General features: G+C 67.3%; 27 protein-coding genes and 2 pseudogenes. 8 read left to right on the forward strand and 21 right to left on the reverse strand.

Going from position 1 to position 26,429, the window contains the following annotated elements; genetic code table 11:
- Positions 1–81: 81 nt before the first annotated feature.
- From recA to IPP91_17775, 9 genes and pseudogenes are all read right to left on the reverse strand, one after another.
- Positions 82–1,047 carry a recombinase RecA gene (gene recA, locus IPP91_17735; GenBank protein MBL0143886.1) on the reverse strand — a complete coding sequence of 322 codons (966 nt, stop codon included), beginning with the start codon at positions 1,045–1,047 and terminating at the stop codon, positions 82–84.
- A 112-nt stretch (positions 1,048–1,159) separates the two neighbouring features.
- A pseudogene (locus IPP91_17740) lies at positions 1,160–1,730 on the reverse strand (LexA family transcriptional regulator).
- Positions 1,731–1,878: 148 nt separating this feature from the next.
- Positions 1,879–2,384, reverse strand: a pseudogene (locus IPP91_17745) (nicotinamide-nucleotide amidohydrolase family protein).
- The gene (locus IPP91_17750) at positions 2,381–3,127 is read right to left on the reverse strand and encodes a GNAT family N-acetyltransferase (GenBank protein MBL0143887.1); all 747 of its coding nucleotides are present in this window, start codon (positions 3,125–3,127) and stop codon (positions 2,381–2,383) included. Before IPP91_17750 ends, IPP91_17745 begins: the two are co-directional and overlap by 4 nt.
- Positions 3,124–4,194 carry a sn-glycerol-3-phosphate import ATP-binding protein UgpC gene (locus IPP91_17755; protein MBL0143888.1) on the reverse strand — a complete coding sequence of 357 codons (1,071 nt, stop codon included), beginning with the start codon at positions 4,192–4,194 and terminating at the stop codon, positions 3,124–3,126. The genes IPP91_17750 and IPP91_17755 overlap by 4 nt, the downstream gene beginning before the upstream one ends.
- Positions 4,195–4,298: 104 nt before the next feature.
- On the reverse strand, positions 4,299–5,147 hold the full coding sequence (gene ugpE, locus IPP91_17760; protein MBL0143889.1) for a sn-glycerol-3-phosphate ABC transporter permease UgpE: 849 nt from the start codon (positions 5,145–5,147) through the stop codon (positions 4,299–4,301).
- 34 nt (positions 5,148–5,181) lie between these two features.
- Positions 5,182–6,063 carry a sn-glycerol-3-phosphate ABC transporter permease UgpA gene (ugpA, locus tag IPP91_17765; GenBank protein MBL0143890.1) on the reverse strand — a complete coding sequence of 294 codons (882 nt, stop codon included), beginning with the start codon at positions 6,061–6,063 and terminating at the stop codon, positions 5,182–5,184.
- A gap of 53 nt (positions 6,064–6,116) precedes the next feature.
- On the reverse strand, positions 6,117–7,430 hold the full coding sequence (gene ugpB / locus IPP91_17770) for a sn-glycerol-3-phosphate ABC transporter substrate-binding protein UgpB (GenBank protein MBL0143891.1): 1,314 nt from the start codon (positions 7,428–7,430) through the stop codon (positions 6,117–6,119).
- A 273-nt stretch (positions 7,431–7,703) separates the two neighbouring features.
- Positions 7,704–8,543: a hypothetical protein gene (locus IPP91_17775; protein ID MBL0143892.1), complete on the reverse strand. Its 840-nt coding sequence runs from the start codon at positions 8,541–8,543 to the stop codon at positions 7,704–7,706.
- 39 nt (positions 8,544–8,582) lie between these two features.
- Here IPP91_17775 and glpK point away from each other — a divergent pair, with 39 nt between their 5' ends.
- A complete protein-coding gene (glpK, locus tag IPP91_17780; GenBank protein ID MBL0143893.1) occupies positions 8,583–10,073 on the forward strand; it encodes a glycerol kinase GlpK in 1,491 nt (496 codons plus the stop codon).
- A gap of 9 nt (positions 10,074–10,082) precedes the next feature.
- Here the strand turns inward: glpK and orn are convergent, their stop codons facing one another.
- A complete protein-coding gene (orn, locus tag IPP91_17785) occupies positions 10,083–10,667 on the reverse strand; it encodes an oligoribonuclease (protein MBL0143894.1) in 585 nt (194 codons plus the stop codon).
- Between the two features lie 72 nt (positions 10,668–10,739).
- On the opposite strand from orn, the gene IPP91_17790 reads away from it, so the two are divergent.
- The 6 genes from IPP91_17790 (at position 10,740) to IPP91_17815 (ending at position 16,163) form a co-directional block, all read left to right on the forward strand.
- Positions 10,740–11,990, forward strand: a complete 1,251-nt coding sequence (locus tag IPP91_17790) for a M48 family metallopeptidase (protein ID MBL0143895.1) — start codon at positions 10,740–10,742, stop codon at positions 11,988–11,990.
- A 13-nt stretch (positions 11,991–12,003) separates the two neighbouring features.
- Positions 12,004–12,333 (forward strand): 4a-hydroxytetrahydrobiopterin dehydratase, encoded by a 330-nt coding sequence (locus IPP91_17795; protein ID MBL0143896.1) that lies wholly within the window; start codon positions 12,004–12,006, stop codon positions 12,331–12,333.
- Positions 12,334–12,401: 68 nt separating this feature from the next.
- Positions 12,402–13,328 (forward strand): ribosome small subunit-dependent GTPase A, encoded by a 927-nt coding sequence (gene rsgA, locus IPP91_17800; GenBank protein ID MBL0143897.1) that lies wholly within the window; start codon positions 12,402–12,404, stop codon positions 13,326–13,328.
- A gap of 12 nt (positions 13,329–13,340) precedes the next feature.
- A complete protein-coding gene (locus tag IPP91_17805) occupies positions 13,341–14,297 on the forward strand; it encodes a TAXI family TRAP transporter solute-binding subunit (protein MBL0143898.1) in 957 nt (318 codons plus the stop codon).
- A gap of 37 nt (positions 14,298–14,334) precedes the next feature.
- A complete protein-coding gene (pcaD, locus tag IPP91_17810; GenBank protein ID MBL0143899.1) occupies positions 14,335–15,147 on the forward strand; it encodes a 3-oxoadipate enol-lactonase in 813 nt (270 codons plus the stop codon).
- 50 nt (positions 15,148–15,197) lie between these two features.
- A complete protein-coding gene (locus IPP91_17815; GenBank protein MBL0143900.1) occupies positions 15,198–16,163 on the forward strand; it encodes a tripartite tricarboxylate transporter substrate binding protein in 966 nt (321 codons plus the stop codon).
- Here the strand turns inward: IPP91_17815 and IPP91_17820 are convergent.
- Genes IPP91_17820 through ampE form a run of 6 tightly spaced genes read right to left on the reverse strand, consistent with a single transcriptional unit; the run spans position 16,158 to position 22,194 of the window.
- Positions 16,158–17,057 carry an amidohydrolase family protein gene (locus IPP91_17820; GenBank protein ID MBL0143901.1) on the reverse strand — a complete coding sequence of 300 codons (900 nt, stop codon included), beginning with the start codon at positions 17,055–17,057 and terminating at the stop codon, positions 16,158–16,160. The two genes, IPP91_17815 and IPP91_17820, sit on opposite strands and share 6 nt — an antisense overlap.
- Positions 17,054–18,166: an AmmeMemoRadiSam system radical SAM enzyme gene (gene amrS, locus IPP91_17825; GenBank protein MBL0143902.1), complete on the reverse strand. Its 1,113-nt coding sequence runs from the start codon at positions 18,164–18,166 to the stop codon at positions 17,054–17,056. Before amrS ends, IPP91_17820 begins: the two co-directional genes overlap by 4 nt.
- Positions 18,147–18,710: an AmmeMemoRadiSam system protein A gene (gene amrA, locus IPP91_17830; protein MBL0143903.1), complete on the reverse strand. Its 564-nt coding sequence runs from the start codon at positions 18,708–18,710 to the stop codon at positions 18,147–18,149. The genes amrS and amrA overlap by 20 nt, the downstream gene beginning before the upstream one ends.
- Positions 18,703–19,515 (reverse strand): AmmeMemoRadiSam system protein B, encoded by an 813-nt coding sequence (amrB, locus tag IPP91_17835; GenBank protein ID MBL0143904.1) that lies wholly within the window; start codon positions 19,513–19,515, stop codon positions 18,703–18,705. The genes amrA and amrB overlap by 8 nt, the downstream gene beginning before the upstream one ends.
- A 55-nt stretch (positions 19,516–19,570) precedes the next feature.
- Positions 19,571–21,253 carry a carboxypeptidase gene (locus tag IPP91_17840; GenBank protein ID MBL0143905.1) on the reverse strand — a complete coding sequence of 561 codons (1,683 nt, stop codon included), beginning with the start codon at positions 21,251–21,253 and terminating at the stop codon, positions 19,571–19,573.
- 14 nt (positions 21,254–21,267) lie between these two features.
- Complete coding sequence (ampE, locus tag IPP91_17845) at positions 21,268–22,194, reverse strand: regulatory signaling modulator protein AmpE (protein ID MBL0143906.1); 927 nt, start codon at positions 22,192–22,194, stop codon at positions 21,268–21,270.
- 138 nt (positions 22,195–22,332) lie between these two features.
- Here ampE and IPP91_17850 point away from each other — a divergent pair, with 138 nt between their 5' ends.
- A complete protein-coding gene (locus IPP91_17850) occupies positions 22,333–23,301 on the forward strand; it encodes a tripartite tricarboxylate transporter substrate binding protein BugD (GenBank protein ID MBL0143907.1) in 969 nt (322 codons plus the stop codon).
- Positions 23,302–23,331: 30 nt separating this feature from the next.
- Here IPP91_17850 and IPP91_17855 read toward each other — a convergent pair whose 3' ends face one another.
- From IPP91_17855 to IPP91_17875, 5 genes are read right to left on the reverse strand one after another with little or no spacing between them, the layout of a single operon-like run.
- On the reverse strand, positions 23,332–23,916 hold the full coding sequence (locus IPP91_17855; GenBank protein MBL0143908.1) for a 1-acyl-sn-glycerol-3-phosphate acyltransferase: 585 nt from the start codon (positions 23,914–23,916) through the stop codon (positions 23,332–23,334).
- Positions 23,913–24,890, reverse strand: a complete 978-nt coding sequence (locus IPP91_17860) for a threo-3-hydroxy-L-aspartate ammonia-lyase (GenBank protein ID MBL0143909.1) — start codon at positions 24,888–24,890, stop codon at positions 23,913–23,915. Before IPP91_17860 ends, IPP91_17855 begins: the two co-directional genes overlap by 4 nt.
- An 8-nt stretch (positions 24,891–24,898) precedes the next feature.
- A complete protein-coding gene (locus IPP91_17865) occupies positions 24,899–25,105 on the reverse strand; it encodes a hypothetical protein (GenBank protein MBL0143910.1) in 207 nt (68 codons plus the stop codon).
- Complete coding sequence (locus IPP91_17870; protein ID MBL0143911.1) at positions 25,102–25,359, reverse strand: hypothetical protein; 258 nt, start codon at positions 25,357–25,359, stop codon at positions 25,102–25,104. Before IPP91_17870 ends, IPP91_17865 begins: the two co-directional genes overlap by 4 nt.
- A 51-nt stretch (positions 25,360–25,410) precedes the next feature.
- Positions 25,411–26,427, reverse strand: a complete 1,017-nt coding sequence (locus IPP91_17875; protein ID MBL0143912.1) for a hypothetical protein — start codon at positions 26,425–26,427, stop codon at positions 25,411–25,413.
- Between the last annotated feature and the right edge of the window lie 2 nt (positions 26,428–26,429).

A 26,429-nucleotide genomic window follows, 5' to 3' on the forward strand; every position in this document is an offset into this window, starting at 1 on the left:
GCGTTCGGAGATCCATCTCGATGGCAGGAACGGCAAGGCCCCAGGCCACCGGGGAACCGGCGTGCGCGGGGCCTGCCGAGGTCAGTCCGCCTCGGCCGCGTCGGCAGCGCCGTGGTCGAGCGGCATCCCGCCCGCGATGCCCACGGCCTCGCGGATCCGCGTCTCGATTTCGTCGGACATCTGCGGGTTGTCCCTGAGGAATTCCCGCGTGTTGTCCTTGCCCTGGCCGATCTTCTCGCCCTTGTAGGCGTACCACGCGCCGCTCTTGTCGACGATGCGGTGCTGCACGCCCAGCTCGATGATCTCGCCGTGGCGGGAGATGCCCTCGTTGTAGAGGATGTCGAAGTCCGCGACCTTGAAGGGGGGCGCCACCTTGTTCTTCACCACCTTCACGCGCGTCTCGTTGCCGATGACCTCCTCGCCGCGCTTGATGGAGCCGATGCGGCGGATGTCCAGCCGCACGGAGGCGTAGAACTTGAGCGCGTTGCCGCCCGTGGTGGTCTCGGGGTTGCCGAACATGACGCCGATCTTCATGCGGATCTGGTTGATGAAGATGACGAGCGTGTTCGAGCGCTTGATGTTGGCCGTGAGCTTGCGCAGCGCCTGGCTCATGAGGCGTGCATGCAGGCCCATCTGCGGCTCGCCCATCTCGCCCTCGATTTCGGCCTTGGGGGTAAGTGCCGCAACGGAGTCGATCACGACGCAATCCACGGAAGCGGAACGAACCAGCATGTCCGTGATTTCCAGCGCCTGCTCGCCGTTGTCCGGCTGCGAGAGGAGCAACTCGGAGGTATCGACGCCGAGCCTCTGCGCATACTGCGGGTCGAGCGCGTGCTCCGCGTCGATGAAGGCGGCGGTGCCGCCCAGCTTCTGGATGTTGGCGATGACCTGCAGCGTGAGCGTGGTCTTGCCGGACGACTCCGGGGGAAACCACCTCGATGCCTTTTCGACATCCTTGTCGCCCATACGCATGATCGCGCCCTTGCCGAACTGGCGTTCGATCTGCGTGAGCGCGGCCTGCAGGGCTTTCGTCTTGTTTTCGTCCATTGCGGGGGCTTCGGAGGAGGGGGTGGAGATGACTTTGAGCATTGGAATTATCCCATATCGGTAAAGTTGAATTTCCGCCCAGGCTCAGCGCGTTCTGCGCACCAAACCCCGCCATCACACCGAAAATTTCCAGGCGCCCCCTGGGGCGAATGACCGGGAAGGCTTTGTTCGCGGGCTTCAGGACGAACGCGCCTTTTTCTCGATCCAGGTACTTCACGGTGAATTCGTTGTCCACGATCGCCACGACGATCTCGCCGACGTTGGCGTTGGGTTGCTGTTCGACCACGATCAGGTCGCCGTCGTGGATGCCGGCGTCGATCATCGATTCGCCCTTCACGCGCACAAGGCTCGTCTTCGACGGCACGCGGATCAGGTAGTCGTCGATCGTGACGAGGTCGTAGCCATCGGCCAAGGCCGGATTGGGCAGCCCCGCCTGCACGGTGTCGTGCGCGAGCCGCCGCTCGAAGAACCGCGCCCCGGGCTTCAACTGCCGGTCAGGAGTCCAGTCCAGGTAGCCGGCCTCCTCGAAACGGCGTACGCACTCCGACACCCACGACTTCGCGGAAATCCCCCACAGGGTGGCGAGCACCGAGTAGGAGGGAATGACCTTTGTGCTCGGCGTAGTAGTCCTGGAGCTTCTCCAGGTACGCCGGGTCGAGGGGCTGATGATTCTTCAACGCCATGGGCCGCCAAACGGTGGACAGAACGATTGTTCGGTAAGCTACAGAACGATCGTTCTGGTGTCAAGCAGCTTGAGAACCGGACCCTCAAAAAAAGGGGACAGACCCCTTATTCCGTTGTTCTCGGAGAGAAAGGGGTCTGTCCCCTTTTTTACTCTTGCGCTCCCTGGCCTTCCCGGGCGACGAGCGCCAACAATCCCTCGAGCGCCTCGAGCACCGCCTGCTGCCGGATGGCGGCCCGGTCGCCGCCGAAGATCTCGAACTTCGTCTCCACGGCGCCGTCGAGCGAGGCCCAGGCGAACCAGACGAGGCCCACCGGTTTCGCCGCGGTTGCGCCGCCAGGCCGGCAACGCCGGTCACGGCAACGACCAGGTCCGCGCTGCTCTGGTGCAGGGCACCCACGGCCATCTCGCGCGCCACCGCCTCCGACACGGCGCCGTGGGACCCGATCGTTTCCTGCTTGACGCCGAGGAGGTCGACCTTGGCTTCGTTCGAGTAGGTGACGAAGCCGCGGTCGAACCACGCGGAGCTTCCGGCCGTCCGCGTGACGGCCTCACCCACGCCGCCGCCGGTGCATGATTCGGCCGTCGCGACGACGAGGTGCGCGCGAACGCACGCCTCGCCGAGTTGCCGGGACAGCTCATCGATCTCGTTCATGCGGTCTCCCCCGGGCGTGCGCGGTACCAGTACCGATAGGCCATCGAAAACCCGAACGCGTCGTAGAGTGCGACGGCGGGGGCGTTGCCTTCCTCCACCTGCAGGTACGAGCGCCTGGCGCCCCGCTCCCACCCCCAGCGCAGCAGCGCCGCCACGATGGTGCGCGCAAATCCCCGCCGCCGCCCGCTTTCGCGCGTCACCACGTCGAAGAGCCCCACGTGCCCGTCCTCGAGGATGGCGAGTCCCGTCGCCATCGGCACGCCTGCCTCGAGCAGGGCTACGGGCCGCATCTCGAGCGGCAGCGCGGCCAGTCGCGCGACGTGGGCGCTGCGGTGCGCGATGGGCGAGCCGCGCAGGTCGCCCACCATGTCGAACCATTCCTCAATGCGCGGACAGTCCACATCCGGGCCGGCGAGAGTCGCGGAATCGATGGCCGCCGCGCGCACCTCGGTCGGGCTGAAGGACTCGTACCCCAGCGCGGCGAGCATCCCCTCGAGTTCCGGCGGATCGGTGTGCATCGAAACCCTGTAAATGGCGGGCAGGCCGCGCTCGACATAGACGCGCTCGCAGTGGGCCACCTTTTCTGCGAGCGGCAGCCGCGAGGGATAGATGGCGTTGATCGATCGGGCGCGCTTGGCCTTGCCCGGGGAGAAGCGCAGCAGCCAGCCGTCGTAAAGGAGCTGCCCCGGCGGCGCGGACGAGTTGAGCGAGAGCTCCTCGAGCCGCCGCGGTTCCAGGCTCATGCCTTCAGGCGCTTGCCCGTGGCGGTGTCGAAGAAGTAGATCTTGCCCGGAAGCACGGAGAAGGGAACCGTCTCGCCCACCCTTGGCAGCGTATGGCCCTCGATCCGCACCACCAGGGTCGAGTCGTCGAAGGTCCCGTGCAGCAGCGAATCGGCGCCCAGCGCCTCCACCGTTTCGACCCGGAAGCTGAGGACGGGGCCCGCCCCGCTGCTTCCCGCGACGAGATGCTCGGGCCGCAGGCCGACGGTCACCTCGTTGCCTGCCCGCGCGCGTATGCCCTCGGGCATCGGCACGATGACCCCCTCGCCCACGTCGACGCCGTCGCCGGTCCGCTTGCCGGGAAGGAAGTTCATCGACGGCGAACCGATGAACCCCGCGACGAAGAGCGTCGCCGGGTCGTCGTAAACCTCGAACGGGGCGCCGACCTGCTCCACGGAACCGGCGTTGATCACGATCATGCGGTTGGCGAGCGTCATCGCCTCGACCTGGTCGTGGGTCACGTAGGCGCTGGTGGTGCGCAGTTCGCGGTGCAGCTTCTGGATCTCCAGGCGCATCTGCACGCGCAGCTTCGCATCCAGGTTGGAGAGCGGCTCGTCGAACAGGAATGCGGCCGGTTCGCGCACGATTGCGCGGCCCATGGCCACCCGCTGGCGCTGGCCGCCGGAGAGCTCGCGCGGCTTCCTCTGCAGATAGGGCCCCAGTTCGAGGATCCCCGCGGCGCGCTGCACGCGCCGCTCGATGTCGTCCTTGGCGAGCTTCCTGATCTTGAGGCCGTACGCCATGTTTTCGTAGACGCTCATGTGCGGATAGAGCGCGTAGTTCTGGAACACCATGGCGATGTTGCGGTCCTTGGGTTCGACCTCGTTCACCCGCTTGCCCGCGATGCGGATCTCGCCGTCCGTGGCGGTCTCCAGGCCGGCGATCATGCGAAGGATCGTCGACTTGCCGCAGCCCGACGGCCCCACCAGCACGACGAATTCGCCGTCCCCGATGGTGACGTCGGTGCGATGGATGACCTCGGTCTTGCCGAAGCTCTTGGTCACGCCTTGCAGGACTATTTCCGCCATCTCGATTCACTCACTCCGTTCCGATGTCCGCCGGCGTTGAGCGGCCTCTGGTCCGCTCCAACGCCGTTCCCGATGCCTGAACCATCGACGCGACGTCCATCCATCTATTTTTCGGTTTCGACCAGGCCCTTCACGAACCACTTCTGCATAAGAACCACGACCAGCGCCGGCGGCATGAGGGCAAGCATGGCCGTGGCCATGATGAGCTGCCATTCGTTGGAGGCGTCGCCGCCGGCGATCATGCGCTTGATGCCGATCACCACCGTGTACATCGACTCGCTCGCCGTGATGAGCAGCGGCCAGAGATACTGGTTCCAGCCGTAGATGAAGAGGATCACGAACAGCGCGGCGATGTGCGTCTTCGACAGCGGCAGCACCACGTCGAAGAAGAAGCGCAAGGGGCCTGCGCCATCGATGCGCGCCGCCTCGGCGAGCTCGTCGGGAATGGTCATGAAGAACTGACGGAAGAGGAATGTCGCCGTTGCCGATGCGATGAGCGGAAGCGCCAGGCCGAGATGCGAGTTCAGGATGCCCAGGTCTGCCGCCACCTTGAAGGTGGGGATGATGCGGACCTCCACCGGCAGCATCAGCGTGACGAACACGCTCCAGAAGAAGAACGAGCGCCCGGGAAAGCGGAAGTACACGATCGCGAACGCCGACAGGATGGAGATCGAGATCTTCCCGATCGCGATGGACAGCGCCATGATCAGGCTGTTCAGCAGCATCGCCGAGACGGGGGCGGAGGAGCCCTTCTCCGATCCCGAGGTGAGCACCTGCGTGTAGTTGTGCAGGAACTGGTCGCCGGGCCACAGCGGCATCGGGACAGTCACGATCTGGTCGAAGGTGAGGGTCGAGGCGACGAACGTGACCCAGAGCGGAAACGCGACCAGGATCACGCCCGTGATGAGCACGGCGTGCGCGAAGAAATCCCTGACCGGCCTGTTCTCTACCATTTCATTTCCCGGCAGCTCTCGTCTCGGCCACGCATCAGTACTGGACCCTGCGCTCGATGTAGCGGAACTGGATCACCGTGAGCGAGATGACGATGATCATGAGGATCACCGACTGCGCCGAGGAGCCGCCCAGATCCGCCGCCTTAACGCCGTCGTAGTAGACCTTGTAGACGAGGATCTTGGTGGCATCCCCCGGGCCGCCCTGCGTGGTGGCATCGATGACGCCGAAGGTGTCGAAGAACGAGTAGATGATGTTCATGACCAGCAGGAAGAAGGTCGTCGGCGACAGCAGCGGGAAGACGATCGTCCAGAAGCGCCGGAACGGCCCCGCCCCGTCGATCGCGGCCGCCTCGAGGAGCGATTTCGGGATCGACTGCAGGCCGGCAAGGAAGAAGAGGAAGTTGTAGCTGATCTGCTTCCATACCGAGGCCACCACCACCAGGAGCATCGCCTGCTCCGGATCGATGATCCAGTTCCAGTCGACGCCGAACTTCTTGAGGAAGTAGGTCACGATGCCGATGGACGGGGCGAAGATGAATGCCCAGAGAACGCCTGCGATGGCCGGGGCCACCGCGTAGGGCCAGATGAGGAAGGTCTTGTAGGCCAGCGCCCCGCGGACCACCGAATCGGCCATCGTGGCGAGGACGAGCGAGATCCCGATCCCGGTTGCCGCGACGGTCAAGCTGAAGAAGGCCGTCACGCGGAACGACGAAAGGTAGTGCGAATCGCTGAAGAGCGCGGCGTAGTTCTGGAACCAGACGAACTGCGTGGTGAGTCCGAACGCGTCCTGGATCTGAAAGGAGAAATAGACCGCCTGCAGCGCGGGCCAGAAAAAGAAGACGGCCGTGACCGCGACCTGCGGCATCAGGAGCACGTAGGGAAGCCAGGCCGACTTGAATACGACGCGCTTTTCCATGGCGGGGATGAGGAAAGGGGCCGGTCAGGGCCCCTTTGTCGACGACCTTTCGATCAGCCCTTGTTTGCAGCCTGGAACTTGCGAAGGATCTCGTTGCCTCGCCTCACGGCCTCGTCCATGGCCGTCTTCGCATCTTTCTTGCCGGAGAACACGTTCTCCATTTCCTCCTCGATCACCTCGCGGCCCTGCACGAAGTTGCCGAAGCGCAGGCCCTTGGAGTTGGCCGTCGGCGGCTTGTTGGTGAGCTGCTTCACGGCGATGTCGGCCCCGGGGTTCTTGTCATAGAAACCGGACTTGCGGGTCATTTCATAGGCTGCCATCGTGATCGGTACGTATCCCGTGCCGGTGTGCCATTCCATCTGGATCTCCGGCTTCGAGAGGAACGCGAAGAACTTCGCGACTCCCTTGTAGGCGTTGGCGGTCTTGCCGCCCATCACCCACAGCGACGCCCCACCGATGATCGAATTCTGGGGCGCGCCCTTCACGTCATCGTGATAGGGAATGAAGTTGACCGACCATTCGAACTTGGCCGAACGGCGGATATTGGCCTGCGCGCCCGTGGAGGAAGTCATCATCGCGCATTCGCCGCTCGAGAACTTGGCCTCGCCCTGGTTGGTGCGCCCGGCGTAGGTGAAGAGGCCCTTCTTCGCCATGTCGCCCAGCATGGCGATGTGGCGCACGTGCAGCGGAGAATTCACCTGGAATTCGGTGTCCAGCCCGCCCATGCCGTTTTCCTTCGTCCCGATCGGGACGTTGTGCCATGCGGAGAAGTTCTCGATGTGCATCCAGGAGGGCCATCCGGTGGTGTACACGCAACCCTGCCCCGCGGCCTTGAGTTTCTCGGCCGCGGCGACGAATTCCTTCCACGTCTTCGGCGCCTTGTTCGGGTCGAGGCCGGCCTTCTTGAACGCGTCCTTGTTGATGTAGTACACGACGGTGGAGCTGTTGAACGGGAAGGACAGCATGTTGCCCTTGCTGTCGGAGTAGTAGCCCGAGACCGGCGGCAGGTAGGCCTTCGGGTCGAACGGCTCGTCTGCGTCCTTCATGAGCTTGTAGACCGGAACCACCGCGCCCTTGCCGGCCATCATCGTGGCAGTGCCGACTTCAAACACCTGGAGGATGTGCGGCGCGTTGCCGGCGCGGTAGGCGGCGATCGCGTTGGTCATCGATTCGGGATAGGAGCCCTTGTAACTGGGGACCACCTTGTAGTCTTTCTGGCTCGCGTTGAACTTGTTGGCGAGATCGCCCAGCTTGTCGCCGAGGGCGCCTCCCATCGAATGCCACCACTGGATTTCGGTCTGGGCCTGCGCGCCGGTGACGGAAAGGGCGGCCGCAGCGGCGGCAGCCAGCAGGAATGTGCGGGTCATTGAGCATTTCTCCATGGATTGGGTATCACGGTTCGTGTCGTCGCTCGCGGCCCGGCGCTTCTCATGGCAATCCCGTGGCCGTCTCTCGTCTGCGTCCGGCCATATTACATCGGGACGCGTCCCGAAGGATTCCCGTTTTGTGACCCAGCGCAATCCCCAAGGGAAAATCCCCCGCGGGGCGCACCGGGAACCGCCTCCCTTCGAAGGATTCGACAAGTTCGGGCCGGCCCGGGGGGGCCCGAGCAGGCCCGGGCGGATGCCGCCCGCAGGCGCCTAGCTGTCCTTCTTGATGAAGGAGCGCAGCGACCCGAGCAGGCCGCGCTTTTCCTCGGCGGCGGGCGCGACCCGGGGGGGGTCCTTGCGCACGGCGTACTGCGGCTCGACCTTCGGCTTGGGTGCCGCCGCGACCGCAACCCTCTGGTTGAGCACCGAGCGCTTCACGATCTCGAGCCACTCGTTGGGCCGGCCGATGAAGTACTTGGCGAACTCCTCGACCGCCTTGTCGTTGAACTCGAGCGCGGTCATCTGGAACACGTCGATGGTGAAGTCGCCCACGTTCTTGGCCATGATCTTCAGCTTGCCGCTCTCGTGGTCGCCCTCCAGCTTGGCCTGCAGGCGGAAATCGCACTTCACCTCGAAGATCTCGTGCGTGATGACCTTGCGCTGGTCGCGGTACTGCTCGCTCTTGTGCTCGATGTTGAACTGCCACAGGGTGTCCCGGAACTTCTCCATCTCGTCCGGGCCCTTCTTGATCGCGAGCACCTTGTCGGAGCCGCAGCGCGCGGCCAGGTGCACCTCGCCGTAGTAGTCCTTGTCGATGAAGTGCTTGCTGCGGAAGTCGGAGAAGAAGTCCTTGAAGGTGAGCCCGGTGATGTCGCCCACCGTCGGCAGCTTGTATATGAACGGGCAGGGCATCTGCACCACGTTCAGCTGCTTGCCCAGGTCGTTCATGTACATGAACACCCGGCGCAGGGCGTGGTCCACCGCCACCGCGTTGGACCGCAGGCTTTCGGTGCGATCCGTGTCCTGCGCCTTGAGCGCGTCCGCCTGTTTCTTGAGATCGTCCAGAAGTCCCACTCGCTGCTCCTCGTCGGCCTCGGGGGCCGTCTGCAAATTTTATCGTATCATCAACCCGCCAGCGACCCCCTGTCGATGAAAGCCATCCTCGCCCTCGACCAGGGCACGACCAGTTCCCGCGCGATCGTCTTCGACCGCGCCGGGACCCCGATCTCCGTGGTCCAGCAAGAATTCCGCCAGATCTACCCGCAGCCCGGGTGGGTCGAGCACGACCCGGAGGAAATCTTCGCCACCCAGCGCGACGTGGCGGCCCGGGCCCTGGCGCAGGCGGGGCTTTCCTCCTCGGACGTGGCGGCCCTGGGCATCACCAACCAGCGCGAGACGACGGTCCTGTGGGATCGGGCCACCGGACGCTCCGTGGCCAACGCCATCGTCTGGCAGGACCGCCGCACAACGTCCCGATGTGACGCGCTCCGGCAGGCCGGGCATGCGGACGGGTTCCGCGACCGCACGGGGCTGGTGCTGGACCCGTATTTCTCGGGGACCAAGCTCGCCTGGCTCCTCGATTCGGTCCCGGGCGCCCGGGCGCGCGCCGAGCGGGGTGAGCTGGCCTTCGGCACCATCGACACCTGGCTCGCCTGGCACCTGACCGGCGGCGGGGCCCACGTCACGGACGCGAGCAACGCATCGCGGACCCTGCTCTTCAACATCCACGACCTCGACTGGGACGACGAGCTCCTCGCCATCCTGGACATCCCGCGTGCCGTCCTGCCCCGGGTGATCGCGGCCGGGGAAGTCGTGGGGAAGACCTCTTGCGCCGGACTCCCCGCGGGCATCCGGATCGCGGGCCTGTCGGGGGACCAGCAGGCGGCGCTCTTCGGCCAGGCGTGCCATCGCGCAGGACTCGCGAAGAACACCTACGGGACCGGCTGCTTCCTGCTCATGAACACCGGCGAGCGCCCCTCGGCCTCGCGCAATCGCCTGCTCACGACGGTGGCGTGGCGCCGCGAGAAAGGCGCGCACTACGCGCTGGAAGGCAGCGTGTTCATCGGGGGTGCCGCCGTGCAATGGCTTCGAGACGGGCTCGGGATCATCCGCAGCGCCGAGGAAGTCGAGCCGCTGGCGGCCAGCGTGCCCGACGCCGGCGGCGTGTGCTTCGTTCCCGCGCTGGCGGGGCTGGGCTCGCCCTACTGGGATCCGCACGCTCGGGGCACCATTGTCGGCCTGACGCGCGGCTCGACGCGGGCGCATCTCGCCCGCGCGACTCTGGAGGCCATCGCCTTCCAGAGCACCGAGCTGCTGGCGGCGATGACGGCCGATTCGGGCATCGCGCTCACGGAGCTGCGCGTCGACGGGGGCGCCACCGCCAACAATCTCCTCATGCAGATCCAGGCCGACCTGCTCGGCGTGCCGGTGGTGCGACCCCGCGTCACGGAGACGACAGCGCTGGGCGCGGCCTACCATGCCGGCCTTGCGGTGGGATTCTGGGAGGACGAGGCGCAAATCGCCTCGCTGTGGTCGCGCGATCGCGTCTTCGAGCCGCAAATCCCGCGCGATGTCGCCGCTGCGCGGCTCGCCGTCTGGCACCGCGCCGTCGAGCGTTCCCGGGACTGGGCGCGCGACTAGGTTGCGGTGTCAGGCACCCGTGCCTGGCACGGAGTCGGAACCCGCGGGTTCGGCACGCAGGAAGGTGCGCCGGTAGTAGCGCAGTTCCTCGATCGACTCGTAGACGTCGGCCAGCGCCTCGTGCTTCGATTCCTTCACCACCCCGGCGAGTACGTCGGGCCGCCAGCGCCTGGCCAGCTCCTTGAGCGTCGAGACATCCACGATCCGATAATGCAGGTAGGACTCGAAGGCCGGCATGTAGCGCGCCATGAAGCGCCGGTCCTGGTGCACGGTATTGCCCGCCAGCGGCGCCGTGCCGGGCGGCACATGGAGCTTGAGGAAGTCGAGGATCATCGCCTCGACCTCGGCTTCGCTGAACTTCGAGGCGCGCACCTTGTCGATGAGACCGGATCGTCCGTGCGTGGCCTTGTTCCAGGAGTCCATCGCGTCCAGCACCTCGTCGGGCTGGTGGACCACCCAGACGGGCGCCTCGGCGATCGTGTTGAGTTCGCCGTCCGTCACGACGATCGCGACCTCGATGATGCGGTCGCGGTCGGGGACGAGCCCCGACATTTCCATGTCGACCCAGACGAGCGGTGCTTTTTCCTGTGCCATAGTGATGAGTGAGTGTTTGCGCGCCCGGATTGTGTCACGGCGCGCCGTCTTCCACCAACCGGATTGAATACCATCGCCACCACCTTCGTCGCCTTTGCGCTGGCCGCCCTCGCCTGGCGCCTGTGGCTGCTCGCCCGCCACGCGCGCCACGTCGCACGCCATCGCGACCGCGTCCCCGAGGATTTCGCTGCCATCGTGCCGCCCGAGGCGCACGCAAGAGCGGCGGACTACACGCGCGACAAGATCCGCGTTGCCGCCATCGAGACCGTGTTCGCGGACGGCGCCCTCCTCCTTGCCATGAGCGTGGGGGGCGGCCTGGCCCTGCTGGATGGCGGCTCGCGCGCCCTGCTCGGGGACGGCTATGCCCGCGATCTGGCCACCGTCTTCGGGTTCCTGGCGGTGGGCGCGCTCGCCTCGCTCCCCTTCGACGCGTGGCGGACCTTCGGCGTGGAGGCGCAGTACGGCTTCAACCAGACGAAGCTCGCGACGTTCCTGGCCGACCTGGCGAAGGGGCTGGCTCTCGCGGTGGTGCTCGGCGCGCCGCTCGTGCTCGCCGTGTGCTGGTTCATCGAGGCAACGGGGGCCTGGTGGTGGGTTTGGGCCTGGGTCGCGTGGGTGGCCTTCACGCTCGTCCTCGTGGCCGTCTTCCCGCGCTGGATCGCGCCGCTCTTCAACCGGTTCACGCCGCTGGAGGACGGCGAGCTGCGCTCGCGCATCGAGGCACTCGTCGCGCGCTGCGGCTTTCGCGCCGAGGGCCTTTTCGTGATGGATGGGTCGAAACGCTCCAGCCACGGCAACGCCTATTTCACCGGCTTCGGGCGCGCGAAGCGCATCGTGTTCTTCGACACCCTCGTCGAGCGCCTGACCCTGGGCGAGATCGAGGCGGTGCTCGCGCACGAGCTCGGTCATTTCGCGCGCGGCCACATCCCGAGGCTGCTCGTCGTGCGCTTCGCGCTCGCGTTCGTGCTCCTGTCCGTCCTCGGATGGGCGGCTCGCGAGCCGGCATTCTCCGCGGTCTTCGGGCTCGCCTCGCCTGCGCCCACCGGGGCGCTCCTGGCCGCCTTCATGCTGGCCGTGCCGGTGTTCACGTTCCCGTTCCAGCCGCTCGCGAGCCTGCTGTCGCGGCGGCAGGAATTCGAGGCCGACGAGTTCGCCGCGCGCCACGCCAGCGCCGACGACCTGGTGAGCGCCCTGGGCAAGCTCTACCGCGACAACGCGGCCACCCTCACGCCCGATCCGCTGCATTCGCTCGTGTATGATTCCCATCCTCCCGCGGCGCTGCGTATCGCACGCTTGAGGAGCCTCGCCGCGAAACCCGCCTGACCCCCTTCCCGCCATGAACGATCTCGCCCGCAAGAAGTGCGTTCCCTGCGAAGGGGGCGTCGCCCCCCTCACGGACACCCAGGTCGGCCCCATGCTCAAGGGACTCGCCGGATGGGCTCGCGAGGGCAGCACCATCACGAAGACCTTCCGGTTCGCGAACTATCACGAGACGATGGCTTTCGTGAACGCGACCGCCTGGATCTCGCATCGGGAGGATCATCATCCCGACCTCTCGGTCGGCTACAACCAGTGCAAGGTGTCGTACTGGACGCATGCCATCGGCGGGCTCTCCGAGAACGACTTCATCTGCGCCGCGAAGATCGATGCGCTTTTCGAGCTGTAGGCCCTGATGATCCTTCCTGACGGCGCTTCGCTGCCGCTTTCCGGACGCGCGTCGGGGGCACGGACACCATGACGACGCGGCGCGAGCGCGAGCAGCAGGTCGTCGTCGAGGGCCGGGTGATCGCCGACTTCGGGCGCGATTTCCTGGTCGAACTCGCCGACCGCCGCCAGATCGTCTGCACGCGCAAGGGCCGCAAGCAAGACGCGGCCTGCGGCGACTTCGTCCAGGTGCGCATGTCCGGCGCCGCGCAAGGCTCCATCGAGCGCGTGGGAACCCGGCGCAACATCCTCTTCCGCTCCGACCAGTGGAAGGAAAAGACGCTCGCGGCCAATGTGGACCAGGCAGTAATCCTCCTGGCGCCCCGGCCCGTCTTCAGCGAGGCGTTCCTGAACCTGAGCCTGGTGGCCTGCGAGGCCGCGGGCATTCCGGCGATCATCGCGCTCAACAAGTCGGATCTGGAGGAGCACAAGGCCGCCCGGGAATCGCTCGCGCCCTGGGAGCGCATCGGCTACACGGTCATCTCGATGTCGGCCAAGTTCGACACGGCAGCGCTGCTGCCGCTGCTGGAAGGCAGGATCACGCTGCTGGTCGGCCAGAGCGGCATGGGCAAGTCGAAGACGGTGAACGCGCTGGTGATGAACGAGGTCGCGCGCGTGGGCGAGATCTCCGCGTCCCTGGGCATCGGCACGCACACGACGACCTTCTCGCGCATGTTCCGGCTGGACCGCGACGCCGCCATCGTCGACACGCCGGGATTCCAGTCCTTCGGCCTGTTCCACCTCACCGAGGCGCAGATCGCCGAGGCGATGCCGGACTTCCGCCCCTTCCTGGGTGCCTGCAAGTTCAACGATTGCGTGCACCTCACCGAGCCGGGCTGCGCCGTCGTCGGCGCGGTGGGCGCCGGGAAGATCTCCGCCGAGAGACTGACGTTCTACCAGGTGCTGCTCGAGCAGCATCGCGAGCTTCACGAGAAGCACCCCGACTGGGGCCGCTGAAAAAGGATGCCCATGAATGAACGCCGCGCCCTCCTCGCCGCCGGACTCCTCGCCATGATCGCGCCCCGTCTGGCGCGGGCCCAGGCCCAGACAACCGTTATCCTCGGCACGGCCACTCCCGGCGGCGGGTTCCCCGTCTACGGGGCCGCGTTCGCCGAAACGGTCAACGAAACCGATCCCACGCTGCTCGTGCAGCCCCGCAACACCAAGGGCAGCACGGAGAACATCCCCCTGATCGAAGCCGGACAGCTCGACATAGCCCTGGTGACCGGCGAGCCGCTTTACGAGGCGGTAAACGGCATCGGCCGCGCACCCGCGGACCTGAAGATCATCGCCGCGATGTATTCCTCGCCGGGAATGTTCGTCACGCGCGGCGACAGCGCGCATCGCGCGATCGCCGACCTTCTGGGCAAGCCGGTCGCCTTCGGCGCCAAGGGCTCCGGCCTCGTGATCCTCGCGCGCTATGTCCTCGACGGCCTGGGCTACGACATGAACAAGGATTTCCAGGCGGTCTACCTCGAGCGCGCTGGCGACGGCCCGGAGATGGTCCAGGACGGGCGCGTGGCGGCGCTCTGGGGCGGCGGCCTCGGATGGCCGGGTTTTGCCGCCGTGGCAAAGAGTCCCACGGGCGCACGCTTCATCGTCCCCGATGCGGCGCAGGTGAAGCGCATCCTCGAGAAGCACTCGCTGCTGAAGCCACTGACGATTCCCGCGGGCAGCTATCCGGGCCAGGATGCCCCGATCGCATCCGTGGGGTCGTGGGCGTTCGTGATCGCCCGCCCGACGCTTCCCGAGGACACGGCGTATCGCCTGGCGCGCGCCCTCCACCGGGGAGAGTCCGCGATCGCGAAACGCCTGCCCCAGGCCCGTGAAACCACCGCCGCGAACACCGTGGCCGCGGCGCCGCGGGTCGACCTCATCCATCCCGGCGTGCAGCGCTACCTGCGCGAAGCGGGCATCCTGCGCTGACCCCTGCACCTCGGCCCCCGCGTCGCCAGGAGACTCCATGACTGCCTCGGTTCGCGTGAACGGCGCCGACACCGCCTATCGCTTCGACGGCCCTGAAAAGGGCCGCGTGGTGCTGTTGAGCAACAGCCTCATGTCGAACTACGGCATGTGGGACTGGACGGTGGGCGCCCTCTCCGATCGCTACCGCGTCCTGCGCTACGACATGCGCGGCCACGGCCGTTCCTCCACGACTCCCGGCCCCTACTCGATCGCGGGGCTGGCCGACGACGCGGCGGGGCTGCTCGACCAGCTCGGCATCGCCTCCGCCCATTTCGTCGGCCTGTCGATGGGTGGAATGATCGGCCAGCAACTGGGCGCCCGGTACCCGGAAAGAATCCTTTCACTCTCGCTGTGCGACACCGCCAGCGAGATGCCGCCGCGGGAAATGTGGGAGGAGCGCCTCGCGATCGCCCGCGGGCAAGGCATCGCCGGGCTCGCGGACGGCACGATCAAGCGCTGGTTCACGGAGCCGTTCATCCGGCGCGCTCCCGGGGACGTCGACAAGGTCCGGCGCATGATCCTGGGCACCGGGGTGGAGGGCTACATCGCGTGCGCGAGCGCCGTGCGCGACATGGCGCAGACAACTCTCCTGCTCAAGATCACGGCGCCGACCCTCGTCATGACTGGGCGGCAGGATCCCGCGTGCACCGTCGACCAGTCCATGGTCCTGCACCGCGTGATCGCCGGATCGAAGCTGCAGATTCTCGAGGATGCGGCGCACCTGTCGAACATCGAGCAGCCGGAAGCGTTCAATCGCGCGATTCGCGAATTCATCGATCGCGTCGATGCGGGACTGCCTGCCGTACCCTGAACCGAATCCGGTCGAGACCCCATCCGGAAGACACCGACGAGGAGAAAGACATGAACCTGCTGACCAAGCTGGCCGCCACTGCGGCCGTAACGGCCGCCGCGACGCTCGCCGCCGCCCAGGACTACCCCGCGAAGCCGATCCGCATCATCGTTCCGCTCACGCCCGGCTCGGGCGCGGACATCGCAGGGCGCATCGTCGCCCGGCACCTGAGCGAGGCGTGGAAGCAGCCCGTCATCGTCGAGAACCGGCCCGGCGCCGGCGGCCAGATCGGCACGCAGGCCGTGGTGAAGGCCGACCACGACGGCTACACGCTGCTGGTGCAGTCCGCCTCGCACGCGGCGAATTCCGCGATCTACAAGACCCTGCCCTACGACCCGCTGAAGGACCTCGTGGACGTGGCGATCCTCGGCATCACGCCCTACGTCATGGTGACGGCCAAGGGCGGCGAATATCCGACGGTCAAGGCCCTCATCGATGCCGCCAAGGCGAAACCGGGCGCCATTCCCTTCGCGTCGGCCGGCGTCGGCAGCTCGACTCACCTGGCCGCGGAGTATTTCGCGCAGGTCGCCGGCGTGAAGATGCTGCACATCCCGTACAAGGGGTCGCCCGAGGCGATCCAGGACGCGATGACGGGGCGCTCGGCCTTCTACATGGCGCCGATCAACACCGTGATCGGGCAGATGAAGGACGGCAAGCTCGCCGCGCTGGGTGTTTCCACGATTCGCCGCGCCGAGGTGATGCCCGACGTGCCCACGCTCGCCGAGCAGGGGCTCAAGGATTTCGACATCTCCCTCTGGTTCGGCGTCTGGGCGCCCGCCGGCACCCCGGCCGCTATCGTCCAGAAGCTCAATGCGCAGATCGCCGCGATCCTGCAGGGGGCCGAGGTGCGCGACCAGTTCGCGAAGCTCGGCATCACGCCCGCGCCGATGAAGCCAGACGAGTTCGCGCGTTTCGTGCGCGAGCAGATCGAGACCTACCGGAAGATCGTGAAGCAGGCCGACATCCAGCCTCTATAGGCCATCCCCGAAGCCGTACAGGCGCGCGGGATTGTCGACCAGCACCTTCCTGCGCAGGCCCTCGTCGGGGATCCAGTCGAGGACGAGGTCCGCGATGTCGCCGTCGTTGGGCATCGCGCCCTTGACCATGACATGGGGCCAATCGCTGCCCCACACCACGCGTCCGGGCGCGGCACGAAGCAGCGCATGGGCGAAGGGCGCGACGTCCCCGTGGGGCATGCCCCCCGTCGAGATGCGGTACGGCCCGGTGAGCTTCACCCAGGCGCGGCCGGCCTCAAGCAGGCGAACGAGCGCCTGGAAACCCGGCGCCTCGAGGCCCTTGTCGGTTCGCATGTACCCCAGGTGGCCGAACACCACTTCGACGGGAAAGTCCGCGAGATCGCGATCCAGGCTCGCATATTCGTCGACATGGGCCAGCAGTTCCAGGTGCCATCCGCGCGGCGCGATCCGTCGCGCGAGGTCGCGCAGGCGCTCCACCGGCAGCGCGCCCCCGCCCTCCTTTACGTCGACCACGTTGATTCTCACGCCTCGAACGCCGTCCGCGTGCAGGGCGGCGAGCTCCGGCTCGCCGACAGCCCAGTCGACAACGGCCACGCCGCGAAACACCGGCCCGGCCTCGCGCAGCGCCTGGCGCATCACCGTGTTGTCGATGCCATAGACGCTGGGCTGCACGAGCACCGCGCGCTCAACGCCAAGGGTTGCGAGCATCGCGCGGTAATCGGGAACGAGGCAATCGGGCGGCGTGTAGATGCGATCGGACGAATACGCGTGGCGCGAGGCCGGCCCGAGGATATGCGCATGGCAATCGCACGAGCGAGGCGGAAACTCGAGCCGGGGCTTGCGCGGGGCGTAATCGGGCGCCGCGCACGCGGGCGCGCCCGCCTCCCCGTTCATGAAGCGCGCCCGATCGCCAGGGGAATGCGGCGGCGCCCGAACTGATGCTTCGGTTCGAATGCCTCGAAGCGGCCGGCGATGGCCGTGCCGCAATCGGGGCAATGCCCATCGGACGTGAGGCGGTAGGCGTCGATGCGATGCCAGTCGCGCTCGACCAGCGCGGCCCGGCAGCCCGGACAGAAGGTCGTCCCGCCCTCGTGGTCGTGGACGTTGCCCGTGTAGACGTAGCGAAGCCCTTCGTCCAGCGCGATGCGGCGAGCCCGCTCGAGGGTAGCCGCGGGGGTGGCCGGCAGGTCGTCCATCTTGTAGTCGGGGTGGAAGGCGGTGAAGTGCACGGGAACGTCCGGGCCCAGTTCCTTCCGGATCCAGCGGCTTTCCGCCTCGAGTTCCGCGACCGAATCGTTTTTCCCGGGAATCAGCAGGGTCGTGATTTCGAGCCACACCTTCGTCTCGTGAACCAGGTAAGCGAGGGTATCCAGCACCGGCGCCAGCTTCGCGCCCGTGAGCTTCACATAGAACTCGTCGGTGAAGGCCTTGAGATCGACGTTGGCCGCGTCCATCCGCGCGTAGAACTCGCGGCGCGGCTCCGCGTGCATGTATCCGTTCGTCACCGCCACGGTGGCGATGCCGATCCCGCGGCAGGCATCCGCGACATCCATCGCGTACTCCGCGAAGATCACCGGGTCGTTGTAGGTGAACGCAACGCTCCTCGCGCCGGCATCGCGCGCCGCCCCCGCGATGCTCCCCGGGGAGGCCTGATCCATCATCGAATCCATGTCGCGCGACTTGGTGAGGTCCCAGTTCTGGCAGAACTTGCACGCGAGGTTGCAGCCGGCCGTGCCGAAGGAGAGCACGGAAGTCCCGGGGTAGAAGTGGTTGAGCGGCTTCTTCTCGATGGGGTCGAGGCAGAACCCCGACGAACGCCCGTAGGTGGTGAGCACCATCGCGTCGCCGGATCGCGCGCGCACGAAGCACGCGCCGCGCTGCCCCTCGTGCAGTCGACAGTCGCGCGGGCACAGGTCGCACTGGATGCGTCCGTCTTCCAGTCGGTGCCACCACCGCGCCGGGTGATGCGAGCCCTCGACGGGCTCAGCGTGCCGGGTATCCATCGCCGTATTTCTCCACCGTGTATCGCGTGAGCCGGATCCTCGCGTCCCAGAAGCGCGCCGGCAGCCGGGCCTTGTGGCGCAGGGCCGCGAGAAACTCGACCGGCTCCGGGAGGTCGTCCCACACCTGCGGCAGGAACGTCGCCGCCAGTCCTTCGTATTCCAGGTACACACCGTCCACGCCCGGGCGAAGCGCGGCGGCCGCCTCCGCCTCGCTCGCCGCGACGAGCGGCATGCGCGGAGAAAGCACCGATACCTCGACCGAGACCGACTCGAACTCCACGGCCGTGAGGGGCACGAAGCGCGGGTCCGAGAAGGCCGCGGCGCGCGCGTTGTGGACCACGTCCTCGCCGAGCGCCCGCCGCGGGTCGATGGAGCCGATGCAGCCGCGCAGTTCCTCTTCCAACTGCAGCGTCACGAACGTCGCGGCCGGCTGCGCGAGCCAGGGTTCGTCGCGATGGCGAGGAAGCGCGAGTCCCAACCGCTCGCCGATCGCCTCGCGAGCGATGCTGACCAGCACGAGGCCACGGTCCGATTCCTCAACCATGACGGCTCTCCGGCTCGCGGAACACGAAGGATCCATAGCCGACCACCTGGCTGCGGCCGCCCGCGGTGTCCCCGGAGTTGCGCAGGTCCACGAGTTCCACCTCCAGGGCGCGCCGGCGAGCCACCTCCAGCAGCCCGTTGACTGGCGCAGCCCCGCAGGCATCCTCCCCGTCGAGCCGTGGCGAAAGCCGCAGGATCGCATCGGCCGTCTCGCGGTCCCGCTCGCAGGCCGCGCGATAGGACAGGAAATGGGAGAGGTCCGAACTCACCACGACCAGCGTTTCCTCGCCGCCCCAGACCTCGTCGAAGAGGCTGGCCATCTGGCCGGGCGACGCGCCGCCCACCACCACGGGGACGAGCTTGAACTCGCCCAGGACGGCCTGGAGGAAAGGCAGGTGCACTTCGAGGGAATGCTCGAGGGCGTGTGCGCGGTCGCTGGCCTCGACGAACGGCAGCCGGCGTAGTCGCGCCAGCGCTACCTCGTCCAGCCCGACACGCCCGAGTGGCGTCTCGAAGGCGTCCGCCTGCGGCACCGCGGCGCCCGTCACGAAGACGCGGTGGGCAGGCCCGGCGAGGACCACCCGCGAGACCTTCCCGCGCAGCGGCGCGATGCGTGCATAGGCGCTTGCGGCGACCGGCCCGGAGTACAGGTAGCCGGCGTGCGGGGCGATGATCGCCTTGGGAGGCCGCTCACCCTCGCGGGGCTGGCCCGCTTCGCGCAGGCAACCCTCCACCTCGACCGCCAGCGTCGAGGCGTCCCCCGGATAAAAGGCCCCCGCCACTGCGGCGGGACGAATCATGACCATCCTGCACCTCCGTCTGCAAGGCAGATGCGGTCAGGTTGGCGCTTCGACAAGAGGGTCAGTCCAGCTTCAGCGTGGTCGCTGCCCGGCCGGCCCGCTCGTGCCGCGCGGAAAGGGAAATCGTGGTCCCGCGCGGCGCACGCACGGTCCACTCGCATTGCCCCCGATCGGCCGTGACATGGAGGTCCGGCAGGAACGCCTGCAGCGTCACCTTGCTGGCGCGGCCTTCCAGCTGGCCGCCTTCGACACGGCGCTTGCCCGTGACGAGCGAAGCCGCTTCCGGGAGCGAGATCTCGTAAACCACGCCGCGCACCACCTTGCGCTCGAGTGCGCGCTTCGTTGCGTAGCTCGGCAGGTAGCCCGTGTTCTGGACCACGAGCCGCACCCGCCACGCCCCGTCGCCCAGCGGCTCGGCCACCGCATCGAGAATCTCGATCTTCGGCGTCGTGAGCGACTGCCACACGAGCCAGTCGGGGAAGCGCTTGACCTCTCGCTCGATGTATTTCGCCGGCGGGTTGCGGAAGGTGGCGATCTTGTTCCAGCCGCCCAGCTCCACGGGCCCGAGCTCCGGGTGATCGAAGGGATACCACGAGACGTATCCTTCCCCGCCCAGCTCCCTGTCGCTCCACGCGATCAACTTGAGATCGTCCTCGGGCGGATGCTCGCGGTACCAGTCGATCATGTGGTAGTCCTCGATGCCCGCCTCCTTGACCGGCGCCCAGATCTCCACCGTCCAGAAGAACTGCCCGAGCTGCTCGTAGATCCAGTCGAATCCGCCCGTGATGATCTGCTTCGGGTGGTACTTGAAGTCGTGGAAGATCGAGATGTTCGGGTAGCCGGTGAGTTCCGTCGCGCGCTTTCCGAAGAGCTTGTAGAGCCACAGGTCCTCGGCGGGCATGTTCTCGTCGGGTTCGCTGGAGAAGGGCCTGAGGATCACGCCGCTGTGGGTATGGAAGCTCACGCCGATGCACAGGTTCGGGTGCTTCACGATGAAGTCCACGACGGCCCGCGTCTCAGGCTCCGACACGGGATACGGCCCCGCGCCGAGCTGCTGGTATTCCTGGCGCCAGCCGGAAGGGAAGTTGCGGTTGAGGTCCAGGCCTTCCTTGTTGCGGTTCAGCCGGATCTCGACCCCGTCGAAATTGCGCAGCCTGCCCTCGGGCATCAGGCGCCAGTACTGGCCGCCCGATTCCGCGGGATCGCGGGGCGTCATGAGGCGCGGGTCCGCCGGATGCGCCTTGTAGCCTCCGTTGGAGTCGGGGATGCGCATCATGAGGATGCGCCCGTCGCCGTCCACATCCTCGACGTCGAGGCCGTCGATCGCCTCCTCGTCATAGGGATAGGGCCGTGTCGAGGAGCGAATGTGCTTCGGCCGGTCGGCAAGCGCCCATTCCGCGCCGTCGGGATTGACGCGCGGACAGACGTAGAGTGCGCGCGTATCGAGGAGCCGCGTGATGTCCTCGCGCTTGCCGTACCCCTCCTCGAGGGTCTTCAGGAAGTACAGGCAGGCGGTGGACGCCGTGAGTTCGCCGGCGTGGATATTGCCGTCGACCCAGACGCCGGGCTTGTCCGCATCCGGCCCCGTGTCGCGATTCGTGACCACGACGAGCGGGATGTCGCGACCCTCATGGCTGCGGCCGATGTTCTCCACGCGGAACAGGTCGGGGCGGCGCGCCTCGAAGGCGAGCAGGATCGACTTGAGCTCCTCGTAGCGGTGGAAACGGTCGAAGGCCGGTTGCACGTGTCCCTCCGGGTTCAGTCGAGCCGGCCGTGCAGGGCCGCGAAGAGGAGGTAGGCCACGAGCCAGAGCACGAGAGAGCGCCACAGCATGCCCTCCAGGTTCGCCAGCGCGTCCTCGCCCGCCGCTTCCCCGGTACCCAGCGCCGGCCGGTCGATGAGCCCCTCACCGCGCGCGATCGGCTCGCCCAGCCGCACGCCCAGCGCTCCCGCTCCGCTCGCGAGCACGATGCCCTCCTCCGGGCGCATCCACTGCGCCGCCTGCGAGCGCCAGCAGAAGAGCGCGTCCTCGAAATCGCCGACGATCGCGAACACGAAAGCGGTCACGCGCTGCGGAACCCAGTCGAGGATCTCGAACGCGCGCCCGGCAAACCAGCCGAATTCCCGCTCGTCGGGCTCCACCCCCGCATTCCACAGGCGCGCGGCGCGCTGCGTGAGCGGATACATCACCGCGCCCAGGGGCCCCGGCAGCACGAGGAACCAGAAGAGGATCGCGTAGGTTCCCTGGTGCGCCTCCCGAAGACCGTGTTCGGCCGCCAGCCGCGCAGTCGCCCCCGGGTCGTCGGATGGCGGCGCCTCGCCCTGCCACTGCCCGAGGCGTCGCGACGCCGCCGCGCAATCGCCTTCACGAAGGCTTCGCTCGATGGCGGCGAGGTTCGAGGTGGTCTGGACGAACTTGAGGCTGCCGTAGAGCACGAACGCGTTGAGCGCCAGAAGCACCACCCCGTGGATCGAGGCGGCCAGCGCCGCAACGAGCGCCAGCGGCACGAGGACGACGAAGACCAGCCCGGCATAGGCCAGCATGCCCGAATTGCGGTCGCCGGCATTGAACCGCTTGGCGGTCGAAAGGCACAAGCGTCCGTACAGGGCGGCCAGCGGCGGCCTCTCCGGAGGGGGATAGGCGTACTGGGCGATGAGCGCGGCGATAAGGGCGGCGAGGTTCAAGAACGGCTCCGGCGTGAGCCCCGATTATAGGTGGCTGGAGCGCCGCGCCGCGAGTCAAAGCGGGCGATAATCGCCGCCACAGCGACCGTAGCCGCATGACGCGGCCGTTGAACAAGACCTAAATCCGAGGAGAACACGATGCCCAGAATCCTTCTGGCTGCCCTGGCAGCCTTCATGGTGTCCGCGGTGGCCTTCGCCCAGGACTACCCGAGCAGGACGATCACCATCGTCGTGCCGTTCGCGGCCGGCGGCCCGACCGACACCGTGGCGCGCCTCGTCGGGCAGTCGATGTCGAAGTCACTGGCCCAGTCCGTGATCGTGGAGAACGTGGCCGGCGCGGGAGGCACCATCGGGCCGAAGCGGGTCGCCGGCGCGAAACCGGACGGCTACCAGCTCGTGCTCATGCACATCGGCATGGCCACCAGCGTGTCGCTCTACCGCAACCTCGGCTACAACCCGGTCACCGACCTCGAGCCCATCGGACTGATCGCGGACGTCCCGATGACCTTCATCTCGCGCAAGGACTTCCCGCCGAAGGACATGAAGGAACTCATCGCCTACCTGAAGGCGAACCGGGAGAAGGTGACCTATGCCAACGCCGGCGTGGGCTCGGCTTCGTTCCTGTGCGGCCTGCTGTTCATGAGCGCCATCCAGGCCGACGCGACGACCATTCCGTACAAGGGAACCGGGCCCTCGCTGACGGACCTCATGGGTGGCCAGGTCGACTTCTCGTGCGACCAGGCGACCAACACCACGCCCCAGATCAAGGGCGGCAAGGTCAAGGCCTATGCGGTGACATCCGCCCAGCGCGTGAAGTCGCTCGCCGATCTGCCCACGGTGCAGGAATCCGGCATCAAGGACTTCGAGGTCGTCGTCTGGAACGGCCTGTGGGCACCGAAGGGCACGCCGAAGCCGGTCATCGGCAAGCTCGCCGCCGCGCTTCAGGCGGCCATCAAGGATCCCGCCGTGATCGCGAAACTGGAGGAACTCGGGGCCGAACCCGTCGCGCAGAGCCAGGCGACCCCTGCTGCCCTTGGAGCGCACCTCAAGGCGGAGATCGACAAGTGGGCACCGATCATCCGGAAAACTGGCGTGTACGCCGACTGATTCAGAAATCGGCGTTCGGGCGACCGGCGATCACCGCGAATGCCGGCCCGGGATCTTCGCAAAGTGTGCCTCCACCCGGCGCCGCTCCACCTCGATATCCTCGCCGACCTCGATCACCGGTCCGATGCGAACGGTGCGCATCGCATAGTCGAGCCCGACCATCACGACCGGCACGCTCGCCCCCCGCGCGATATGCAGGAACCCGGTCTTGAAGCGCTCCACCTTCCTGCGCGTGCCTTCCGGCGCGATCACCAGGACCCGGGGCGTCCCGGCGCGAAACGAGTCCACCGCTTCCCCCACCAGCCCGTGGGCGGCCGAGCGGTCGACGGGTATTCCGCCCATCCACCGCAGGAACGAGGAGGCCGGCCACACGAAGAGCGTGTGCTTGCCGATGAACGTGACCTTCAGGTCGAGAGCGAACATGGCCGCCGCCCCGTGCAGGAAATCCCAGTTGGAGGTGTGCGGCGCCACGGCGATCACGAACCGGCCGATGTCGGGAAAGACCCCCTCGAACCGCCAGCCCGTGATGCGCATGACCGATCGGCCGATCCAGCGCCACAACGCGGAGTGCCGCCGCGGAATGGCGGGAGGCAACTCCAGCGCCTGCGTGCTCACCCGAAGAACTTGGCTGCCACGCGCAAGTCGACGTTGCCGCCGGACAGGATAACGCCGACGCGGGCGCCACGGGCATCGAGCCGGCCCGAGAGGACGCCTGCCGTCGCGAGCGCTCCGGTGGGCTCCACCACGAGCTTCATGCGTTCCCACAGGAAGCGCATCGCCTCCACCAGTTCCTCGTCGGTGACGGTGAGGAAGTCGTGGACGTTCGCCAGCACGAGCGGGAAGGTGAGCTTTCCCATCGACTGGGTGCGCGCGCCGTCCGCGATGGTCTGGGGATTCTCCACGCGCTGCAGCTGCTTCGTGCGGAACGAGCGGGCCGCGTCGTCTCCCGCCGCCGGCTCCACGCCGATCACCTTGATGCCCGGCGACAGGTGGTGCGCGGCGATGGCGCATCCCGACAGGAGCCCTCCACCGCCACAGCACACGAAGAGCCAGTCGAGCGGCCCCGTCTCCTCGAGCAGCTCCTTCGCGGCCGTCCCTTGCCCCGCGATGACGTGCGCGTGGTCGAACGGAGGGATGACGGTGGCCCCGCGCTCGGCGGCGATGCCCGCCGCGAACTGCTCGCGGTCCTGCCCCGCGGCGCGGTCGTACAGGATGACCTCGGCGCCATAGCCCTTCGTTGCCGCCACTTTCACCGCGGGCGCGTCCGCCGGCATGACGATCGCCGCCGGGATGCCCAGCAGTTTTCCCGCGAGCGCCACGGCCTGGGCGTGGTTGCCCGACGAAAAGGCGACGACGCCGCGGCTCCTCGCCTCGGGCGCCAGGCGAGAAAGGGCGTTGTACGCGCCGCGGAACTTGAATGCGCCCATGCGCTGGAAGTTCTCGCATTTGAAGAACGCCGTGGTGCCGGTCTTCCCGTCAAACGTGCGCGACGTCATCACCGGCGTGCGGTGCGCAACCCCTTCCAGGCTTGCGGCCGCCGACTCGACGTCGGCCCAGGTGACCGGCTGAACGCCGGCTTGGTCGTCCATGGCAACCGCTATTCGAGCGCGATGCGGCCGTCGATGGTCACGCTGAGCGCAAGGCCTTCGACGGTCAGCGTCATCTTCGCGGGCAGCGACTCGCTCCCCTTGAGCTGGCCGGAGGCGATCGCCTTGTCCACCGCCTCCTCGATCTCGCGCTGGGACTGCACGCCCACGCTCTTCAGGAATTTGCGGATGCTCATGTTGAAAGTCTCTGGATTCACGTCTCGGTCTCCTGGCGGGTACGGGTGATGGCCGCGAGGGCGTCCCGCAGCGTGTCCTCGGGAAGTGCGTTGACGCTCTCGGCGAGGAATTCAGCTTCCGTCGCCACGGACTCGGGAAGCGCGCGGCTCTCCATGAGGGCGACGAACTGCGCCGCGGCTCCTGCCACCGCGAGCAGGCGCTTGCGCTCGGCCATCAGGATGTCCAGCTCCTTGCTCAGCATGAATGTGCCGGTGCTCTCGCCTGCCATCGCCATCGCTTCGCCTCGAACGCCTTTCGAATGGATCATCTTACCGCGAAGCGGCCTTCAGCTCACCCGCGCGAACGGAAGGTTCATGAGGAGGTTCTGCGGTTTCATCCGCAGCGTGTGGTCCTCGCGGAACGCGAGGCCGAGGTACACGGGGCGCCCCACGGCTTCCGGCAACGAGTCGGACGCGTCGATGAACGTCAGGCGAAAGAGTGTTGCGAGGCGTTCGCGCGCCTCGTCCGCGACCGCCTCGCCACGGTAGAGCGCATTGAGGATCGAGGTCGATTCCACGTCGAGCCCCGCATGCCAGCGCCAGCGCTCGTCCTCCACGCGTTCGACGGGCTCGATCGCGACCCGAACGCCCGTGAAGTGCGCGACCCAGCGCTCCAGGACACTCGCCAGCGCCTTCGCTCCCTCGCCTCCCGGCGTGAGGTCCAGGAGAAAGGAGAAAAGCTCATCGCGAAGAAAGTAGAACGGGGCGTTCTCGGCGTTCAGCACGTCCACCTTCACCGCGGCCACCGGCGTCTGCTGCTGCCTGAGGAGCCGGCCAAGATTGCCGAAGCCGCCCGTTTCCGCATAAGCCTCGATCGTGGAGGCGTCGGCCGCCAGCACCCGCCCGCCTTCCACGCTCACGCGCTGCCGGCGGAAGAAGAACTCCCCGGCGCGGGCCAGCCACGGATCCGCCGTGCCCTCGAGGAGGCCGCGCACGATGGCCTGCGCGAGCGCGTCGATGAAAGGCGGTGCGATCTCCACTTCCCCTCGCCGGAACTGGTCGACATAGCACGCCTCCAGGGAGCCCGCGGCGAGCAGCCGGTCGCGGAACTTGAGGAATTCCTCCCAGTTCTCGCGGGCATCCGCGTCCTCGACCGCCGCCAGGTCCGCTGCCCCGATCGCCAGGCGCGGCTTGTCGAGCAGCCTCGCATGCAGGTGACGCTCGCCGGGGCCCGCCTCGGGAGGCGGAGCCAACTCCATGCGCGAAAGGAAATGCCGCAGGTAGTCGTCGCCGGGCTCGAGCCACCCCTGCGGCCCACGCTTCAGCAGCCGGAAGCCGCTCGACGCCCAGAAATCCTGCGCCACCG

The sequence above is a fragment of the Betaproteobacteria bacterium genome (assembly GCA_016720855.1).
In the GTDB taxonomy this organism is placed as follows: Bacteria; Pseudomonadota; Gammaproteobacteria; order Burkholderiales; family Usitatibacteraceae; genus FEB-7.

What these genes read in the sequence shown, in the direction of transcription:
- recA (MBL0143886.1), bottom strand. Translation starts at nt 1,047, where the DNA reads ATGGACGAAAACAAGACGAAAGCCCTGCAGGCCGCGCTCACGCAGATC.
- IPP91_17750 (MBL0143887.1), bottom strand. Translation starts at nt 3,127, where the DNA reads ATGAGCCTGGAACCGCGGCGGCTCGAGGAGCTCTCGCTCAACTCGTCC.
- IPP91_17755 (MBL0143888.1), bottom strand. Translation starts at nt 4,194, where the DNA reads ATGGCGGAAATAGTCCTGCAAGGCGTGACCAAGAGCTTCGGCAAGACC.
- ugpE (MBL0143889.1), bottom strand. Translation starts at nt 5,147, where the DNA reads ATGGTAGAGAACAGGCCGGTCAGGGATTTCTTCGCGCACGCCGTGCTC.
- ugpA (MBL0143890.1), bottom strand. Translation starts at nt 6,063, where the DNA reads ATGGAAAAGCGCGTCGTATTCAAGTCGGCCTGGCTTCCCTACGTGCTC.
- ugpB (MBL0143891.1), bottom strand. Translation starts at nt 7,430, where the DNA reads ATGACCCGCACATTCCTGCTGGCTGCCGCCGCTGCGGCCGCCCTTTCC.
- glpK (MBL0143893.1), top strand. Translation starts at nt 8,583, where the DNA reads ATGAAAGCCATCCTCGCCCTCGACCAGGGCACGACCAGTTCCCGCGCG.
- orn (MBL0143894.1), bottom strand. Translation starts at nt 10,667, where the DNA reads ATGGCACAGGAAAAAGCACCGCTCGTCTGGGTCGACATGGAAATGTCG.
- IPP91_17795 (MBL0143896.1), top strand. Translation starts at nt 12,004, where the DNA reads ATGAACGATCTCGCCCGCAAGAAGTGCGTTCCCTGCGAAGGGGGCGTC.
- rsgA (MBL0143897.1), top strand. Translation starts at nt 12,402, where the DNA reads ATGACGACGCGGCGCGAGCGCGAGCAGCAGGTCGTCGTCGAGGGCCGG.
- IPP91_17805 (MBL0143898.1), top strand. Translation starts at nt 13,341, where the DNA reads ATGAATGAACGCCGCGCCCTCCTCGCCGCCGGACTCCTCGCCATGATC.
- pcaD (MBL0143899.1), top strand. Translation starts at nt 14,335, where the DNA reads ATGACTGCCTCGGTTCGCGTGAACGGCGCCGACACCGCCTATCGCTTC.
- IPP91_17815 (MBL0143900.1), top strand. Translation starts at nt 15,198, where the DNA reads ATGAACCTGCTGACCAAGCTGGCCGCCACTGCGGCCGTAACGGCCGCC.
- IPP91_17820 (MBL0143901.1), bottom strand. Translation starts at nt 17,057, where the DNA reads ATGAACGGGGAGGCGGGCGCGCCCGCGTGCGCGGCGCCCGATTACGCC.
- amrS (MBL0143902.1), bottom strand. Translation starts at nt 18,166, where the DNA reads ATGGATACCCGGCACGCTGAGCCCGTCGAGGGCTCGCATCACCCGGCG.
- amrA (MBL0143903.1), bottom strand. Translation starts at nt 18,710, where the DNA reads ATGGTTGAGGAATCGGACCGTGGCCTCGTGCTGGTCAGCATCGCTCGC.
- amrB (MBL0143904.1), bottom strand. Translation starts at nt 19,515, where the DNA reads ATGGTCATGATTCGTCCCGCCGCAGTGGCGGGGGCCTTTTATCCGGGG.
- IPP91_17850 (MBL0143907.1), top strand. Translation starts at nt 22,333, where the DNA reads ATGCCCAGAATCCTTCTGGCTGCCCTGGCAGCCTTCATGGTGTCCGCG.
- IPP91_17860 (MBL0143909.1), bottom strand. Translation starts at nt 24,890, where the DNA reads ATGGACGACCAAGCCGGCGTTCAGCCGGTCACCTGGGCCGACGTCGAG.
- IPP91_17870 (MBL0143911.1), bottom strand. Translation starts at nt 25,359, where the DNA reads ATGGCGATGGCAGGCGAGAGCACCGGCACATTCATGCTGAGCAAGGAG.